Raw genomic sequence first — 19554 nt, forward strand, 5'->3', positions numbered from 1 at the left:
ATAGGATAAATGAAAAAGACTATTTCGCAGATCGTATCCGAGCGCATCCTTATTTTGGATGGGGCAATGGGTACAATGATTCAACAATATAATCTCAAAGAAGAAGATTTTCGTGGTGAACGTTTCGCGCATATTCCCGGACAGTTGAAAGGGAATAATGACTTGTTGTGTCTGACACGTCCCGACGTGATTCGGGATATTCACCGTAAATACCTGGAAGCAGGGGCAGACATTATCGAAACCAATACATTCAGTTCGACCACCGTTTCTATGGCCGATTATCACGTAGAAGAATATGTGCGTGAAATGAATCTTGCCGCAGTGAAGCTGGCCCGTGAACTAGCGGACGAATATACTGCAAAGAATCCCGACAAACCTCGTTTTGTAGCCGGTTCCGTAGGCCCTACGAATAAAACTTGCTCCATGAGTCCGGACGTGAACAATCCGGCGTATCGTGCTTTGAGCTACGACGAACTGGCCGCCGCCTATCAGCAACAGATGGAAGCAATGCTTGAAGGTGGGGTAGACGCCATTCTGATTGAAACGATATTTGATACGCTGAATGCTAAAACGGCTATTTTTGCTGCTGAACAGGCAATGAAAGTGACAGGTGTCGAAGTGCCTGTCATGTTATCAGTGACTGTATCCGATATTGGCGGACGAACTCTGTCAGGACAAACATTGGAAGCATTTCTCGCTTCCGTACAACATGCCAATATATTCTCTGTCGGCTTGAACTGCTCGTTCGGAGCCCGTCAGTTGAAACCTTTCCTTGAGCAATTGGCTGCCCGTGCACCTTATTATATTAGTGCCTATCCGAATGCCGGATTACCGAATAGTCTCGGTAAGTACGATCAGACACCTGCGGACATGGCTCACGAAGTGAAAGAATATATCGACGAAAGATTAATCAATATTATCGGTGGTTGTTGTGGAACGACAGACGCCTATATCGCCGAATATTCAGCCCTGATAGAAGGTGCTCAACCACACATCCCAGCCGCAAAACCGGATTGTATGTGGCTTTCCGGCCTTGAACTGCTCGAAGTGAAGCCGGAGATTAATTTTGTGAATGTCGGTGAACGCTGTAACGTAGCCGGTTCGCGTAAATTCCTTCGTCTTATCAATGAAAAGAAATACGATGAAGCTCTTTCCATTGCCCGCCAACAGGTAGAAGACGGCGCTTTAGTAATTGACGTCAATATGGATGACGGTCTATTGGATGCCAAGACAGAAATGACTACCTTCCTGAATCTTATCATGTCCGAACCGGAAATAGCCCGTGTCCCGGTTATGATTGATTCTTCCAAATGGGAAGTGATTGTTGCCGGACTGAAATGCCTGCAAGGTAAATCAATCGTCAACTCTATTTCTTTGAAAGAAGGGGAAGAGGTATTCCTCGAACATGCCCGGACTATCAAACAATATGGAGCTGCCGCCGTAGTAATGGCTTTTGATGAAAAAGGCCAGGCAGATACCGCTGCCCGCAAAATAGAAGTGTGTCAACGTGCATACCGCCTGTTGGTCGATAAAATCAATTTTAATCCCCATGATATTATCTTTGACCCCAACGTGCTTGCTGTGGCTACGGGAATCGAAGAACATAACAACTATGCGGTAGACTTCATTGAAGCTACCGGATGGATTAAAAAAAATCTTCCCGGTGCGCACATCAGTGGTGGAGTAAGTAATCTTTCTTTCTCTTTCCGTGGTAATAATTATATCCGTGAAGCCATGCATGCCGTGTTCCTTTATCATGCCATCCAGCAAGGGATGGATATGGGTATTGTGAATCCGGGGACTTCCGTTCTTTATAGCGATATTCCGGCGGATGTGCTGGAGAAAATCGAAGATGTTGTTTTGAACCGCCGCCCCGATGCAGCGGAACATCTCATTGAATTGGCAGAATCTCTGAAAGCGACAATGAGTGGGACTGCAGGAGAATCGGCTGTCAAACAGGATGCTTGGAGAGAAGGCTCTGTTCAGGAACGTTTGAAATACGCTTTGATGAAAGGGATTGGCGATTTTCTCGAACAGGATTTGGCAGAAGCTCTGCCGCTTTACGATAAAGCGGTCAATGTGATTGAAGGCCCGTTGATGGATGGGATGAATTATGTCGGTGAACTTTTCGGAGCAGGTAAAATGTTTCTTCCGCAAGTAGTAAAGACTGCCCGGACAATGAAGAAAGCCGTTGCTATCCTTCAGCCTGTCATTGAATCGGAGAAAACTGATGGAGCAACCTCTGCCGGAAAAATATTGCTTGCTACTGTGAAAGGCGACGTGCACGATATCGGGAAGAATATCGTTGCTGTGGTGATGGCCTGCAACGGTTATGATATTGTTGACTTAGGAGTGATGGTGCCCGCAGAAACTATCATTCGGCGTGCCATTGAAGAAAAGGTAGACATGATTGGATTGAGCGGTCTGATAACTCCTTCTCTGGAAGAAATGGCTCACGTAGCTGTTGAATTGGAAAAGGCCGGATTGGATATACCTCTTCTGATTGGAGGAGCTACTACTTCAAAGATGCATACTGCATTGAAGATTGCTCCTGTATATCATGCCCCGGTGGTGCATCTCAAAGATGCGTCATTGAATGCAGGTGTTGCCGCCAAACTACTGAATCCGCAGGCGAAAGTCGAATTGGTGAACGAATTGAAAACTGAATATGAGACGCTTCGTGAAAAGAGCGGCCTGATGAAGCGTGAAACCGTTTCATTGGAAGAATCAAGAAAAAATAAATTAAAGCTGGAGTGGTAGAAAACTCTGATTGTAATTTATCTTTATTTCTTGGATAATATATAATTGTAAGTCTGTTTGATTGCCAAACAGACTTTTTATTGATGTTTATACATAAATAGATGATACAAAAAATAAACTAAGTTCCACTAGAACTTAGTGATATTTCTTTTGTTTTGTTCTAATTATGTGTCATATAATTCTGTTTTAGTTTGATTATTGTTAATATATGTGTTGCAAATATATAAATATTTTCATTAATCACACTATAGAATAAGAAAATTTTGTTTTGAGACAGGAACTACTGTTGTTATTTTATTTATAAGATAGTATCATAATTGGGTGTAAATACAACTATCTCCTTTTTTAGTGTCATTTTATTGCCTGTAATCAATCATTGCCTCTTTTTTTAGTTGTTTGCTTGTATCTTGTTCGACGTATTAAGTTCTAGTGGAACTTAGTCCTTATCGAATCTAATATCTATTGTTTAACCAAAAAATGTACGAATGAAAAAAAACAGGAAAGTAGACTTTTGTTTATTCAAGAAAGTCTTGATGCTCATTCTATTGTCTCTCCCGATGACATTGGTGGCCCAGAACATCACAGTGAAGGGGAATGTAGCAGACAATACGGGCGAAACGATTATTGGTGTGAGTGTAGCAGTAAAAGGTACGACGAACGGTACTATTACAGACATGGATGGAAATTTCACACTTTCTAATGTGAAAAGAGGAGCTATTCTTCAATTATCTTTTGTGGGATATGTAACAAAAGAGGTGAAAGCGACAGGTGAGTTTTTGAAAGTGACATTGGAAGAAGACTTGCAAACTCTTCAGGAAGTTGTTGTTACCGGTTATGGCGGAGTACAAAAGGCTAAGACAATGACTGCGGCGGCAGTTACGGTTAAAGTAGACCAAATTGCCAAGTTACCGGTTACAAGTATTTCAGAAGGACTGGGTGGTCGTGTGACGGGTGTCATTACCCAGCAATCCTCCGGTGCTCCCGGTGAAACAGCCAAAATCTGGATTCGTGGCGGTTCTAAAATCCTATATGTAATCGATGACGTGGTAATGGAAACAGATCAGGGAGAGATTTTCTTCAACCGTCTGCGTCCGGATGATATAGCTTCTATGTCTATCTTGAAAGATGCTTCGGCTACTGCTGTGTACGGTCCCCGTGCAAACGATGGTGTTGTCGTGATTCAGACAAAACGTGGTCAGGATGGTCCTCCGGAAATAACCATTGACCAGAAAGTTTCTATCATGTCTCCTTCTTATCATGCCAAAGGAATGAGTACCTATGATTATGCACGTTCTATGAATGAGCTTGCGTGGGCTAGTGGTGCAGATTCTCCGTATTATAATAATGCTGTTATGTCCAAATTTTATATGGGTGACTTATGGTATAAAGGTTACTCTCCGGCAGATGTGGCGGGAATGGCTGGCAGTATTAATGAACAGTTTAATCAAAATTACACAGCCCAGTCTATTATGGATTTGTTTGACCCGGTGAAGAGTCCGAGTACCGGTTGGTTAAATGGCGGTAATATACAAGATTATTATTCTTATTATGACCCTTGGGAAATGTTTAATCATACCCAACCGATGTATCAAACCAATGTTAGTATCCGTGGAGGAAGTGATCGTGTAAAATACTACTCTAGTTTAAGCTATCTTAACCAGAAAGGTATCAGTGACACTTTCAATTACGAACAGGTAAATGCCATTTTAAATACAGATGCTTATTTGCTGAAAGATAAAAGTTTGAAATTCACTTTGAATATCAATGCTAATACTTCAACCAAGAAGCAACCTAAAGCGGGTGAAGGTGTATTTAATGAAGCCATGTACGGACAGCCTTTTGCATGGCGTCCCAATGGTTGGAGCACCGGAAAGGGAAGAGGCGGTTCTGTGAATTCAATGCTGAATACCGGTTTTAATAATACAGAAGATTACCGTCTTCAGTTGAGTACCGGATTGAAGTGGAATCTTCCTTGGGTTGAGGGGCTGGCTGTCAGCGCCAGTGTGAATTTCAATACGAGTTATAGTATGAATAAGGTCTTTGAACATAATGCCACAGAAGTGTATGATACACCGGCTTCTACCGATTTTTCTACGTATAATGCAGATGCCACGAAGGTTTACCAGAAATGGAGCAATTATAAGTTACTTACCGGAATATTTCAGGTGGATTACGCACGTAGTTTCGGAAAACATAATGTAGCAGGTATGGTAAATTATCAAAGTCAGACGAGACATACCAACTGGACTTCGGCTAAAAGATATGGTTATCCTACTATCCTCACTCCACAAGTAGAGTTAGGTACGTCTGTTGATAACAGTGGAGTTGGCGGAAATGCGACTGATTGGGGATCTGCTTCCTGGGTAGGGAGGATTAGCTATGACTATGACAATAAGTATATGATACAATACAGCGCCAATTACAATGCATCGTTAAGTTATAGCCCTTCCAAACGCTGGGGCTTTTTCCAGGCTGTATCGGCCGGTTGGATGATTTCAGAAGAAAACTGGTTTAAGAATGCTATCGATAAGAAATTTGTCAGCTCGTTGAAAATACGTGGCGGATACGGAATTGTAGGTGGTGAAATCGGTTCTCCTTTTGATTTCATCAATCAATATGCACAATTGACAGACCATATTTTGTTCGGAGATATGAAAGAGAACGTAGCATGGCATGAATCCAAACTGGCAAGTGACTTGACGTGGTCGAAGAGCCGTCAGATTAGTGGTGGCGTTGATTTCGGATTTCTCAATGAACGTCTGACCGGTTCGGTGGATGTATTTCTTTATATGAATAATGGTCAAGATATCGACATGAACCAGGACATTATACGTACCGATATTATCGGAGCTCCTAATACGCCTAAAATCAATGCGCCTTATGAAACAAGCCGTAAAGGAGGATATGAGATATCTTTGAACTGGAGAGACAAAATAGGTAAAGTGACGTACTGGATTGGTGGTAACTTCTCATTCTGGGATGAACGGGTAACCCGGCACACAGATAAGAGCACTGATTGGTACTATCCCAATTGGGATACAGTAGGTAAAAGAAATATGCATCCGACATATTCGGCCGCTATACCTACAATGGATAGATTGGCGGGGTCATGGAATGATGTGTATAATTCAGTATGGGTTAATACTGCCAGAAATACTCATTTGGGAAATTTTGTTGTTATTGACCAGAACGGTGACGGACTGATTAATGGAGGGGATTATGTGGTAACTGAAAAGGCTTCGACTACTCCGCTTACTCAGTACGGTATCACGGTAGGGGCCAGTTGGAATGGATTTGATGTCGAAGTCTTCTTGCAGGGGGCTACGAATGTGTCGGGAACGATGCCGGAGCCTTTGCGTGGTGCAGCTAATGATTATATGTGGAATTATGGCCGCTATGCTTTCCAGAATGCTTATATGCCGGGCAACCCGGACGTAGAGGCTGCATTGCCTATGCCGTCAACCGTGGGACAGTCATTTACCGGATATACAGAACGTTGGGCTTTTGACGCAACTTATTTGAAATTGAAGAATATCAGTGTACGTTACGATTTCAAGCACAAACTGCTCAAAAATTTTGCTTTAATTAAAGGACTGGAGGCCAGTTTTGTCGTGACAAACGCTTTTACATGGACGAAGAAATCGTATCCTTTGAAAGGACTGCAGGATCCGGAATTTATAACCTCCGACGACCACTATTGGAGTGATCATGGGAAATTGGGCAGTTATCCTACACAGCGCCAATTTACTTTTGGTGTGACAGTTACCTTATAATGATATAAACTAATGAGATATAGAATATGAAAAACAAATATAATCTAAGGACAATTTTATCCGGTGCCATTTTAACGGCATGTCTGGCCGCTTGTGATCCTCTGGGGATGGAACCGACTACTATTGTGGATGAAGACCGTTTTTGGGAAGATGCACAGTTGTCACGCTCTTATGTCAATCAATTTTATTTATTCGTTCCGGGGGCTACCGGTGATACCTTTCAGATGGAACAATGGTCGGATAATGCAACGGGATGGCTGGATACGCAAAGAGATACATACCGGCAGATTGATTTTAATCTACGCCATTATGACCCGTTGAACACTGTCAGTTGTTTTTCCTGGAGCAATATATGGAATGATGTATATAAGAGAATCCGTAGTGCAAATTTAGGTATTGAACGAATTTCGGGGAGCCAGTATTTGAAGGAAAATGATAGAAAGCAATTATTGGCTGAATGCTATTTCTTCCGGGGATGGTTCTATTTTGAGTTGGAGAAATATTATGGAGGAGTGCCTTATGTGGACAAGTCACTTTCGATATTTGATGAAACAATGATTCCGCGTTCTTCCCGTGAATTCATTTTTGATAAGATATTGTCTGATATGGATCAGGCTACTGCACTGTTTAATGAGAGTGGAAACCAGTCTTCCTATGGAATGATAAGTGCTGATGTAGCTACGGCGATAAAATCGCGTGTGGCTCTTTATGCAGCTTGTGCCGCCGAAGCTTCAGCAAAAGGACTTTATGGAAATGATGAGTCCGGCAAACTTTTTGCTTTTTCAAAGCCGGCTTCCGATTATTACCGGTTGGCTTTTAATGCTGCCGGGGCATTGGTTGGAAAATATAGCTTGGAAAGGAATTATGAGGATCTGTTCACTTCAGAAACAAGTTATAAGTCTACTGAATCTATCTGGCCGGTGATGTTTAATAAGAATGTGGCCAGGTTTAATCCGACAGGTAAAGTCGGGGTGGGACCCGACAATGGATTGTATTATGGCACGGATAAGAAATGGGGAGCGGAGTTCGGAGCTTTTCCGACTGAAGATTTGGTAGAATGTTATTATCAGAAGGATGCTGCTGACGGCAAATGGAAACAATGGTGGAAAACCAGTCAGGCACGGGATATGGGTATTACTGCCGGAGAGAACGGCACTTACTCGGGAACGTCCGCCGATTATCGCAGACTGCTTTATACGGATCGTGATGAACGTTTTTATGCTACTGTTGTTTATGATGGCTCTTATTTGAGTGCGTCGGACAACCGGAAAGATATGTATCTGATACAAACATGGATAGACAATACAACAGATCAGGATGAATTAATGGATAACAGTGCTTTACATACAGGATATCGGGTGACTGCCAATATGGATGCTCCGGGAGGGAGAGCCAGTTCGATTACCGGTTACTATATGCGTAAGTATGCTCATTTCGATAAATACAATGATGACGGTACACTGAATCGGGAACAACGGCAGACTTGCTATTTTCATATTCGTTATGCAGAAGTTCTGTTGAATTATGTGGAGGCTTCTATCAAATTGGGCGAAGGGGATGCCGAAAGTAAACTTAATGAAATTCGTGACCGTGCAGGATTGGATAAATTTGATGCGGCTGTAGTAGGACATGATTTATGGGAAGAATATCAATTGCAGCGTCGTGTGGAATTTGCATTCGAAGTGCCTGCGCAACGTTATTTTGATTTGCTCCGTTGGGGAGAAGCTGATGGCAAGTCGGTAATTCCGGAATTGAACAGAGGCCCCAAAACTATGCGTATATTCAGAAAAGGACAGGAAAGGCCGACAGACGAGGCACAGACGAAAAACTTTAAGCCCGGAACTCCGGCAGAAGTAGGCGAGGAAGGTTACTTTGTTCCTAAAATAGAGACGGTCATACTTACTTATGATAATTATCAAAAGAAATTTGATAATGCGCGCTATTATTTTGTACCATTCTCGGAATCTATGATTAGCAGTTACAGTGGATTGGTGCAAAATCCGGGATGGACAGGATTTAACTATAAATAAATGTTTAACTGATAATATATGAATGAAATGAAAATATTGACGAAATTATATTTCCTTTTGATAGTTCCTATGGTACTTGCAGGATGTGAAGCAGGACTCGAATACGAGGAAGTGCCGGAAAATGTATATAATAATGTAGAGCTGGGAACAAATATGTGCAATATTTACTCCAGGCAGTTCTTCAACAATCAGATTTATGCTAAAAACTGGGACCGATGGGTGGAGGAGTATGTTGCCCAGGCTACTATCGGCAATTATCAGAGTGAGAAAGATTATACTAATAATACATCTACTTCTCTTACGATTTTGGGACAGGCCATTGCTCCGGGTGCAACGGTGAAAGTGAAGAATACGCTTACTACGGAAGATGATTCTTCCGCTCCAGATGGAAAAGTGTACGTAATCAATGCTTTTGCAGATAAATATGCAATTTACAATCACTATACATCCGGTAGTTATCTGTTTGATGCTTCGAAGTTCACCGGTGATTTTAAACTAGTCGATAAGGACGGTAATCCGTTGGATGCTTCTGTCACTCAAAGTGGGTATATCAAAATGCCGGTGGATATAAAACAACTAGTAGTGGCTATTGTGATGTCTGACACAAATGGAGGTTTTCAGATTGACCCCGTAGGAGATGCTCCGACTTTGGGAGTACCTAATGATTTTAGCCAACCACGCAGATATCTGGTTACTAACATTGCCCGGCGTCCTGACGGTAAGCCGGCAGCACAACGCTTGTATGAAATAAGAATACAGTTATTGCCGTAAAACAGTGAAATGACCTCTTAATTTGCTATCCCTCTGTTTCTATTCTCTATTATATAAATAAGTAGAGAAATGAGACAGGGGGATTTCTTTTGCATAAATTCTTTTTTTTGTTTTTAACCGAAAATCTATTATCTTTACCCTAAATTTTAAATGGAAAATAATGATGAGAAACTTTAAACTGTTTTCTTTCTTTATGTTTGTTATAGGGGGAATCTTTTTTATCTCTTGTGAATCTTCACTGCAAAAGACGCAAACTTCTTCGGGAAATGCTGCATTGGATAATATCTTCGAGCGCAAAAGCGTGCGCACTTATCTGAATAAAGGAGTGGAGAAAGAGAAAATCGACTTAATGCTTCGTGCCGGAATGGCTGCGCCTTCGGGAAAGGACGTACGTCCCTGGGAGTTTGTCGTAGTGACCGACCGTGCCAAGCTGGATTCGATGGCTGCCGCACTTCCTTATGCTAAAATGTTGACGCAGGCTCGTAATGCCATTGTTGTTTGTGGGGACTCTGCACGTTCGTCTTATTGGTACTTAGACTGCTCTGCTGCCACCCAGAATATTCTGCTGGCTGCCGAAAGCCTGGGATTGGGGGCTGTATGGACAGCAGCTTATCCTTATGAAGACCGTATGCAGGTAGTACGCAAGTATACCGGGCTTCCGGAGAATATTCTTCCGCTTTGTGTCATTCCTTTTGGCTATCCGGCTACAAAAGAGAACCCGAAACAGAAATTTGACGAGAAAAAGATACATTATAATCAGTATTAGTAAACAAAAGTTTTGTCTTTTCAATAAATTCCTTACATTTGCGCCTTAATTGATTAAAATCTGATACGCAAATGTTTGGAATAGAAGACCCTTTTATCATTATGCCATACCTGCTTTCGGTGGTATGCGTGATTTTTGCTGCCTGGTTCGGGCTGAAATATTGGAATAAGGACGACGAAAAAGACGAAACTCGATGAATACTTTTACACTTGGGCTGATTGTGGTGGCTTATCTGCTGTCACTTGCTTACTTAGGCTTTTTAGGATATAAGAAAACGACGTCTACCAGTGATTACTTGGTAGGGGGACGACAGATGAATCCTATCGTAATGGCACTCTCTTATGGTGCTACGTTTATTTCCGCATCTGCTATCGTGGGTTTTGGAGGCGTGGCTGCTGCTTTCGGAATGGGTATCCAGTGGCTGTGTTTCCTTAATATGTTTATCGGAGTTGTCATAGCCTTTATTTTCTTCGGGTTACGCACCCGGCGTATGGGGGCAAAACTAAACGTGAGCACTTTCCCTCAATTATTAGGCCGGCATTTCCGTTCACGTAATATACAGGTATTTATTGCTGCTGTTATTTTCATTGGGATGCCACTTTATGCGGCAGTTGTAATGAAAGGCGGAGCAGTGTTTATCGAGCAGATCTTTCAGATAGACTTCAATATCTCCTTATTGATATTTACATTGGTGATTGCCGCTTATGTTATTGCAGGCGGTATGAAAGGTGTAATGTACACGGATGCTTTACAGGCAGTTATCATGTTTGGGTGTATGCTGTTTCTGTTGTTCTCTTTATATCAGGTACTTGATATGAATTTTGTGGAGGCTAATAAAGAATTGACTGCCATTGCTCCGCTAGTCCCGGAAAAGTTTAAGGCGTTGGGGCATCAGGGATGGACGGCTATGCCTGTGACGGGTTCTCCACAATGGTATTCATTGGTTACTTCTCTTATTTTAGGAGTTGGAATCGGCTGTCTTGCGCAACCGCAGCTAGTAGTTCGTTTTATGACTGTGGAGAGTGGCAAACAGTTGAATCGTGGTGTGTTTATCGGTTGTTTCTTTCTGATTATAACGGTAGGCGCCATCTATCATGCCGGAGCGTTGAGCAATCTTTTCTTCCTGAAGACAGAAGGGGCGGTTGCAACGGAGGTAGTAGAGGATATTGATAAGATTATTCCATATTTTATTAATAAGGCAATGCCCGACTGGTTTGCAGCACTCTTTATGTTGTGCATCCTTTCAGCCAGTATGTCTACACTTAGTTCACAGTTTCATACGATGGGAGCTTCGGTAGGTTCGGATATTTACGGAACTTATAAACCGCGCTCACGGGGTAAACTTACTAATGTAATCCGTCTTGGCGTATTGTTTTCTATTTTAGTCAGCTATATTATTTGCTATATGTTGCCCCATGATATTATTGCCCGTGGAACTTCTATCTTTATGGGAATCTGTGCGGCTGCTTTCCTGCCGGCTTATTTCTGTGCTTTATATTGGAAGAAAGCTACCAAACAGGGGGTAATGGCAAGTCTTTGGGTGGGAACTGTCGGCAGTTTGTTCGCTCTCGTATTCCTGCATCAGAAAGAATCTGCCGCATTGGGTGTCTGCAAGGCTCTGTTCGGACGGGATGTGTTGATTACCACTTATCCTTTCCCGGTCATTGACCCGATATTGTTTGCTCTGCCTTTATCGGTATTAGCTATTGTCGCGGTTAGTTTGCTAACCTATAAAAACAGGTATTGAGTTACTTTCTTTACGCTTTGATTTTCTTTTTATAAGATTCATAGCGCGACATAATATCGCGAACGAAATTGTAAGTCTCTATGCCACGGAAGTAACCGTTTTTACAAACGGGGTCGGTGAAGTATTCTTCATTGCTTTTGAGTAAGATGAAGTTTTCTACATTATCTTTCCATACCAGTTTGTTTTTCCCGTATTTCTCGGCTAGTGCCATGGCATCGTAAATATGTCCTAAACCGGCATTGTAGGAAGCGAGGATAAAGTTGAGACGTTCCTCTTTATCGGGAATCATGCTGAAACTACGGTCGGTGGCAGTGATATACTTGATAGCGGCCTTGACACTCTCTTCCGGGTTTTGTTCTTTTCCAGGTGGCACTCCCATTGCCCGGGCAGTAGCAGGCATTAGCTGCATGAGTCCTTTGGCGCCTGCCCAGGATACGGCTGTTGTGTCAAAATTGGATTCCGTATAAGCCAGAGACGCAAGCATACGCCAATCCCATCCGATGTCTTTGGAATACTTTTTGAATAGTTCATCATAATGGGAAATCTTTCCCTCTCTCAATGAAAGGATAGGAGAGTGGGGCATCATTTTACTGTTTTCAAAGTAACGTTTCATACTGGCAGTATAGGCAGGAGAAGTCATGTTCTCCTGATGCCATTTAGTGGCGGCTTCGGCTAGTTCCGGGCTGTCTTTCCGTACCGCCCAGGAAGAACGCTGGTCGAAGCTGATAGACAGGTTTATGTCCAGATTGGGATAATACGTCTTATTAAGTTTTGCCAAATCATTGTCGGCCACAGTATATGGTATTTTACCTTGCGCCACTTGTGTGATTAAGTCCTCGGTAGTGATACTGTCATTGTTCACTTCATGGATTTGGATGCCGCCGCCCAGTTCGCTGTTCAGGTTGACAAGGCGGTCATAATACTTTCCGGGTTTCACATAGACATCTTTTCCAATCAGTTCGGTGACATCTTTCAAAGGTTTCTGTTTTCCTCTTCCTTGCTGAACAATCACTTGATGGGTAATCACATCTTCGCCGCAATAAAGAAGGCTGTCTTTCCATTCTTTAGTTATGGGTAAGTTGTAGGCAATCATGTCCCCTTCACCTGCCAGTAATTTCCGGATCAGTTCGTCGACGTTATTGGCGACTTCGATTCTGAGTTTTAATCCCAGGCTTTTGGCAAACTGTTCGCTGAGTTCATACTGGAATCCCATCTCCTGTCCCCGGTATATGAAATATGAAGTGGAGCTATACAATGTCAATACAACCAATTCGCCGCTATCTTTTATTTGCGAAAGATCGCGTGCGGATTCGTCCGTCTTACTATGTTGCTTGTTCCGGCATCCGATTACACAGCAGAATAATACAAGGAATAAAGGGATAATCAGTGTCTTGACATTCATACCTGACATTTTGGTTTTTAACTCTCAACTCTCCATTCTCAACTCTTCAAGTGCTTCTTGATGTACATGGTCAGTATATCAATAGCTACCTTGTTGCTACCGCCTTCGGGCACAATAAGGTCGGCATAACGTTTGCAAGGTTCGATAAATTGCAGGTGCATCGGCTTCAGAACCCGTGTGTAGCGTTCCATTACAGCTTCGGCGGTACGTCCGCGCTCGATGACATCTCTTTGGATAACACGTATCAAACGTTCGTCGGGATCGGCATCTACGAATATTTTAAGGTCCATCATATTACGTAGTTTCTTGTCGCATAAGGCAAGGATTCCTTCGATAATAACGACTTCTCGTGGCTCGATATGAATAGTTTCGGGCTGGCGGGTGCATGTCAGATAAGAATAGGTGGGCTGTTCGATGCTCTTTCCTTCTTTCAGTGTCATGACATGTTTGGAGAGCAAACTCCATTCAAAAGCATCCGGATGGTCAAAATTAATATTCTGGCGTTCTTCGACCGGGACGTGGCTACTATCCTTGTAGTATGAGTCCTGAGGTAATAATACTACTTCCCCTGCGGGGAGGCTTTCTACGATTTTTCGTACGACGGTGGTCTTTCCGGAGCCAGTTCCGCCTGCTATTCCTATAATTAACATCTCTTTAAGTGTATATTTGAACCAAATAGAGTAAATTTGCATTGTTTATGCAAAGTATTAACAAGACAAATATAGAAACAATTCATTAAAATAACAACGTAATGGTAAAACACATTGTATTATTTAAGTTAAAAGACGAAGTTTCTGCCGAAGAGAAGCGGGCAGTTATGACAAAATTCAAGGAAGCAATAGAAGCGCTTCCTGCTAAAATCTCCGTAATCCGGAAAGTTGAAGTCGGATTGAATATGAATCCCGGAGAAACGTGGAATATTGCACTTTATAGTGAGTTTGATACTCTGGAAGACGTGAAATACTATGCGACGCATCCCGACCATGTAGCTGCCGGTAAGATTCTGGCTGAGACGAAGGAAAGCCGTGCGTGTGTAGATTATGAATTATAACCCCCCAATTATTGAAAATGAAAAAGTTTATTTCTTTTCTGCTTTTAAGCTTTGTGGTTTATGCTTTGCAGGCACAGATCAAAGATCCGGTAAAGTTCAAGACTGAGTTGAATACTCTTTCTGATACGGAAGCGGAGATTGTATTTACCGCTACCATTGATAACGGGTGGCATGTTTATTCTACCGAACTTGGAGATGGCGGACCTATTTCTGCGACATTCAATGTTGATAAGAAGAGTGGTCTGGAGCTTGCCGGAAAATTGAAACCGGTTGGCAAGGAAGTGGCTACTTTCGACAAATTGTTTGAAATGAAAGTGCGCTACTTTGAGAATACTGCAAAGTTCATTCAGAAAGTAAAACTCACAGGTGGAGCTTATGAAATAGAAGGATATCTGGAGTATGGAGCTTGCGACGACGAGAGTTGCCTTCCGCCTACCGAGGTTCCGTTCAAGTTCTCCGGGGTAACGAAAGCCGGAAATGCGGCTGCGGTTAAGACAGAACAACCGGAGAAAAAAGAACCGGAGAAAAAGGAAGAACCTGCTCCCGCTCCTGCCGAAGTGAAAGATTCTGCCGCTATGATGGAACTGGTGCCCGCCACTCCGGCGGATGCGGCTACGGATATTCAGCCTGCCGTTGCATCCAGTGAACTTTGGAAGCCAGTTATCAGCGACTTGCAAGCATTGGGCGAAGAACATGGTCAGGAAGATATGTCCTGGATCTATATTTTTATAACAGGTTTCCTTGGCGGATTAATCGCTTTATTCACTCCTTGTGTGTGGCCGATTATCCCTATGACAGTCAGCTTCTTCCTGAAACGCAGTAAAGATAAAAAGAAAGGTATCCGGGATGCGTGGACATATGGTGCGTCCATCGTTGTGATTTATGTAGTGTTGGGATTGGCTATTACATTGATTTTCGGTGCCAGCGCGTTGAATGCTTTGTCTACCAATGCCATCTTTAATATTCTTTTCTTCCTGATGCTGGTGATTTTCGCAGCTTCGTTCTTTGGAGCATTCGAAATCAGACTACCGTCGAAGTGGGGAAATGCGGTAGATAGCAAAGCGGAATCCACCACCGGATTACTGAGTATTTTTCTGATGGCTTTCACGCTTTCATTGGTTTCTTTCTCTTGCACAGGTCCGATTATCGGATTCTTGCTGGTACAGGTATCTACGACAGGAAGCGTTGTGGCTCCGGCAATCGGTATGCTGGGCTTCGCCATTGCATTGGCTTTGCCGTTCACCCTGTTCGCATTGTTCCCGTCATGGCTGAAATCTATGCCGAAATCAGGCGGATGGATGAATGTTATCAAAGTAACGCTGGGTTTCCTTGAACTGGCATTCGCGCTTAAATTCTTATCAGTAGCCGACCTGGCCTATGGATGGAGACTGCTTGACCGTGAAACATTCCTTGCTTTGTGGATTGTTATTTTTGCTTTGCTTGGATTCTATCTGTTGGGTAAGATTAAATTCCCGCATGATGACGATGATAATAAGGTAGGAGTTAGCCGCTTCTTTATGGCGCTGATCTCTTTGGCATTTGCCGTATATATGGTTCCCGGTTTGTGGGGAGCACCTTTGAAAGCGGTAAGTGCATTTGCTCCGCCTATGCAGACGCAGGACTTCAATTTGTATAAGAATGACGTACATGCAAAATTCGACGACTATGATTTAGGTATGGAATATGCGCGTCTGAATGGAAAGCCTGTTATGCTCGACTTTACTGGATATGGTTGTGTAAACTGCCGTAAGATGGAAGCAGCAGTATGGACTGACCCGAAAGTGAGTGATTTGATTAATAACGACTATGTATTGATTACACTGTACGTGGACAACAAGACTCCGTTGACTGAAACTGTGAAGATTGTAGAGAACGGAACAGAACGTACCTTGCGTACTGTCGGTGATAAATGGAGTTATCTGCAACGTGTGAAGTTTGGTGCGAACGCCCAGCCTTTCTATGTATTGCTCGATAATCAGGGTAAACCTTTGAACAAGTCGTATGCTTACAACGAGGATATTCCTAAGTACATCGAGTTCTTGCAGACAGGATTGGAAAACTATAAAAAAGGGAAATAACAACAGTTTTCCTGATAGACTGATAATAGAAAAGCGGCCTCATCCTTTCGGTGAGGCCGCTTTTTGAATAGAATAGATTGAAATGTTGATGAAATTACATCGGTACTTCCATTAGCAGAAGTTGGGTGCCTTTTGATATATGTATCGGGAATGATTTAGTATCCCAGATACCGATACCATCACGCTTTGACAGACGTTCTTCCGCCACAGTGATTTCTCCTTCAATGACGAAGATATATACTCCGTTTCCTTCCTGGTGCATCTTATACTCTATCGTTTTCTCCATATCGAAATGTCCCATAGAGAACCATGCATCCTGTTTGATGGAAGCGGGCGTCTTACCGTTAGGAGAAAGAATCAGTGACAGTTCGTTCTGTTTCAGCAACGAGCGGATATCGAAGTTATTATACTCCGGCTTCGTGTTTTCAACTTGTGGAAATACCCATATTTGCAGGAATTCCAGTTGTTCCTTGTCACTTCCGTTGTATTCACTATGATAAATCCCGCTACCTGTACTCATCACCTGAATGTCTCCCGGAGTAATGGTTTTTGTGTTTTGTACACTGTCACCATGCTTCAGGTATCCTTTCAGAGGGATGGAAATAACTTCCATATTTTTATGCGGATGTGTATCAAATCCCATTGAAGGGTCTACACTATCATCATTCAGCACTCTCAATGCTCCGAAATGAATCCTTTCCGGATTGTAATAGTTGGCAAAACTGAATGTGTGATGAGTCTTGAGCCAGCCGTGATTGAAATAGCCTCTTGACGAAGCTCTGTCGATTACTTTTTTCATAATCTTCCTTTCTTTTTTAAATAGAACTTTGTTGTGCGATTTGTTTGCACTTTACTGTTAGTAATAACAATGGAAGAGGGGATAAAGTTCTTGACGATGATTAATCATGGAAGTTCTTTATTCTATCGCTGCTACTACTTTACTTCGAAAAAGGTTTCCGGCCCGCTTTGGCTGTCAGTGCCGATCCTTATTTTGAACTTACCCGGTTCTACCTCTTTTTTCATATCAATATTCCAAAAGCCCAGCTCGTATAAGGGAAGTTCGAATATTACCATCTTTTCTTCATTGGGACTTAACTCTATCTTTTTAAATCCTTTTAGTTCCTTTACCGGACGGGTGACGGAACCGAAAAGATCCGATACATAGAGTTGAACCACTTCTGTTCCTTTATATTGCCCTGTGTTTTTCACTTTGACGCTGATTGAAAGTGTATCTTTCAGGGTGAGCACGGCGCGGTCTGTTTTTAAATCGGAATATTCGAAAGAAGTGTATGACAGACCATATCCGAACGGGAATAAAGGTTGCGCTCCTAAATCGAGATAATAAGAGGAGTGTCCTAATACGGACTGTTTGGCATTTAAAGGTATTTCGTCTAAAGGTTTTTCTTTTCCTGTAGCCGGACGCCCGGTATTGGTGTGATTATAGTAGATGGGAATTTGTCCTGTTGCTTTTGGGAAAGTAACGGGTAGTTTGCCGCCAGGTGTGACCTTGCCAAATAAAATATCCGCCAGTGCGTTACCGCCCATCGTTCCGGGATGCCAGGCATATAATACAGCATCGGACAGGCTTACTTCCTCATTGATAATCAACGGGCGTCCCGCCATTATAACTGTAATGAGCGGCTTATTTGTTCCGCTTAATATCTTGATAAGTTCGGATTGCGCTCCTTGCAGCTTTATATCAGCCAGACAATGCGCTTCACCCGATAGGATGGCTTCTTCGCCGATAAAAGCTATAATGGCATCTGCCTGGTGTGCTTCTGCCAATACCTTATTGAAGTTCGTCTTATTTTTATCTCTGCTGTACTCCAGACCTTTCACAAAATGAATTTTCACTTTGTCGCCATACATTTCACGTAGTGCTTTTACAGGCGTCTGTGTTCTCTCTGTTTCTCCATCCATTGTCCAGGTTCCGAGTTGGTCGTGAGGAGCGTCGGACAATGGGCCTACTATCAGGATACTTTTTATTTCCGAAGATAGCGGTAATGTGTGGCTCTCATTTTTTAATAAAACAACAGACTCTTCCGCTATTTTCTTTGCAATAGCCAGATGTTTGTCCGAGTAGGTTTCTTTTCTCTTATTGATATCAGTGTACGGATTATCAAACAGTCCGAGCCTGAATTTTAATCTTAGCACATTTCGCACCGCATTGTTCAATGTCTCTTCGGAAACGATCCCTTTGGCGATTAATTCCTCTATATTCTGAATAAATGCTTTGGAAGACATATCCATGTCCAGTCCGGCTTCTATCGCTTTTCGGGCTGCATCTTTCCGGTCTTCAGCGAAGCCATGTTTTATCATTTCTGTCACAGAGCCCCAGTCAGAAACGACAACTCCGTCGAAATTCCATTCTTTGCGGAGAATATCCTTTAATAGTTTTTTGTTTCCTGTAGCCGGAATCCCGTCGTTATCATTGAACGAAGTCATGATACTGGAACAGTTGGCTTTTACGGCTTTCTCGAAAGGCGGAAGATAGACATCTCGCAACTGCCTTTCGGGAATATGGGTTGAATTATAATCACGCCCTCCTTCTACAGCCCCATATCCGATAAAATGCTTGGCGCAGGCAGCCATTGATTGCGGATTTGATAAATCATCACCTTGGAATCCGTTTACTACGGCAATAGCCATCTGTTCCGTGAGATAAGTATCTTCACCGAAACTTTCGGCTATGCGTCCCCACCGGGCATCTCTGGATATGTCTATCATGGGGGCAAATGACCATTTAACACCATGCTCCGTGGCTTCTATGGCTGCGATTCGTGCTCCTTCCTGTATCAGTTCCGGATGGAAAGTGGCAGCTTGCCCTAACGGAATGGGCAGCATGGTCTTGAAACCATGCACAACGTCGCGTGTGAAAACCAGGGGGATACCGGTTCTTGATTGCTTGCAGGCGATTTCTTGTAATTCATTGACGACTTCGGGTTCGGTAACATTCATTACCGAACCGATTTCTCCTTTTCGTATCAATATCTTCAGATTCTCAATTGTACCGCGTCCGTCAAGCTGATTCAACTGCCCTGCTTTTTCACGGATAGTCATACCCGATAGGGTTGAATCAATATTTTGTTCTAAATACGTATTCTCATTCTGGGCATGGGAAAAACAAAATATTGATAACAGATATAGCAAACACAAAATCTTTTTCATATACATAT

The 19554-nt window shown here is 42.7% G+C and carries 13 protein-coding genes; 9 read left to right on the plus strand and 4 right to left on the minus strand.

Translation table 11 applies throughout. The annotated features are described in order from the left end of the window. The first annotated feature begins 9 nt into the window (after window positions 1–9). From metH to BacF7301_RS14820, 7 genes are all read left to right on the plus strand, one after another. On the plus strand, window positions 10–2760 hold the full coding sequence (metH, locus tag BacF7301_RS14795; RefSeq protein ID WP_167963923.1) for a methionine synthase: 2751 nt from the start codon (window positions 10–12) through the stop codon (window positions 2758–2760). Between the two features lie 485 nt (window positions 2761–3245). Further along, window positions 3246–6533 (plus strand): SusC/RagA family TonB-linked outer membrane protein, encoded by a 3288-nt coding sequence (locus tag BacF7301_RS14800; protein ID WP_167963925.1) that lies wholly within the window; start codon window positions 3246–3248, stop codon window positions 6531–6533. Window positions 6534–6559: 26 nt separating this feature from the next. Next, window positions 6560–8563 (plus strand): RagB/SusD family nutrient uptake outer membrane protein, encoded by a 2004-nt coding sequence (locus tag BacF7301_RS14805; RefSeq protein ID WP_167963927.1) that lies wholly within the window; start codon window positions 6560–6562, stop codon window positions 8561–8563. Window positions 8564–8581: 18 nt separating this feature from the next. Then, window positions 8582–9334: a hypothetical protein gene (locus BacF7301_RS14810; protein ID WP_167963929.1), complete on the plus strand. Its 753-nt coding sequence runs from the start codon at window positions 8582–8584 to the stop codon at window positions 9332–9334. A gap of 193 nt (window positions 9335–9527) precedes the next feature. Beyond that, entirely contained in the window at window positions 9528–10100 is a 573-nt protein-coding gene (locus tag BacF7301_RS14815) for a nitroreductase family protein (RefSeq protein ID WP_209319536.1), read from the plus strand. A gap of 71 nt (window positions 10101–10171) precedes the next feature. Next, entirely contained in the window at window positions 10172–10297 is a 126-nt protein-coding gene (locus BacF7301_RS26050; RefSeq protein WP_022139562.1) for a symporter small accessory protein, read from the plus strand. After that, window positions 10294–11847, plus strand: coding sequence for a sodium:solute symporter family protein (locus BacF7301_RS14820; protein WP_167963933.1), 1554 nt, complete (start codon window positions 10294–10296; stop codon window positions 11845–11847). Before BacF7301_RS26050 ends, BacF7301_RS14820 begins: the two co-directional genes overlap by 4 nt. A 10-nt stretch (window positions 11848–11857) precedes the next feature. Here the strand turns inward: BacF7301_RS14820 and BacF7301_RS14825 are convergent, their stop codons facing one another. Beyond that, on the minus strand, window positions 11858–13249 hold the full coding sequence (locus BacF7301_RS14825; RefSeq protein ID WP_167963935.1) for an MltF family protein: 1392 nt from the start codon (window positions 13247–13249) through the stop codon (window positions 11858–11860). Window positions 13250–13287: 38 nt separating this feature from the next. After that, window positions 13288–13899, minus strand: a complete 612-nt coding sequence (gene udk, locus BacF7301_RS14830) for a uridine kinase (protein ID WP_167963937.1) — start codon at window positions 13897–13899, stop codon at window positions 13288–13290. Window positions 13900–14000: 101 nt separating this feature from the next. On the opposite strand from udk, the gene BacF7301_RS14835 reads away from it, so the two are divergent. Beyond that, a complete protein-coding gene (locus tag BacF7301_RS14835; RefSeq protein ID WP_024987726.1) occupies window positions 14001–14300 on the plus strand; it encodes a Dabb family protein in 300 nt (99 codons plus the stop codon). 17 nt (window positions 14301–14317) lie between these two features. Continuing rightward, window positions 14318–16378 (plus strand): protein-disulfide reductase DsbD family protein, encoded by a 2061-nt coding sequence (locus BacF7301_RS14840; protein WP_167963939.1) that lies wholly within the window; start codon window positions 14318–14320, stop codon window positions 16376–16378. Window positions 16379–16472: 94 nt separating this feature from the next. Here BacF7301_RS14840 and BacF7301_RS14845 read toward each other — a convergent pair whose 3' ends face one another. Together BacF7301_RS14845 and bglX are read right to left on the minus strand one after the other, a co-directional pair. Continuing rightward, window positions 16473–17177, minus strand: a complete 705-nt coding sequence (locus BacF7301_RS14845) for a pirin family protein (protein ID WP_167963941.1) — start codon at window positions 17175–17177, stop codon at window positions 16473–16475. 134 nt (window positions 17178–17311) lie between these two features. Next, window positions 17312–19552, minus strand: a complete 2241-nt coding sequence (bglX, locus tag BacF7301_RS14850; RefSeq protein ID WP_167963943.1) for a beta-glucosidase BglX — start codon at window positions 19550–19552, stop codon at window positions 17312–17314. Window positions 19553–19554: the final 2 nt, after the last annotated feature.

Origin of the sequence: Bacteroides faecium (genome assembly GCF_012113595.1) — a bacterium.
Lineage (GTDB): Bacteria > Bacteroidota > Bacteroidia > Bacteroidales > Bacteroidaceae > Bacteroides > Bacteroides faecium.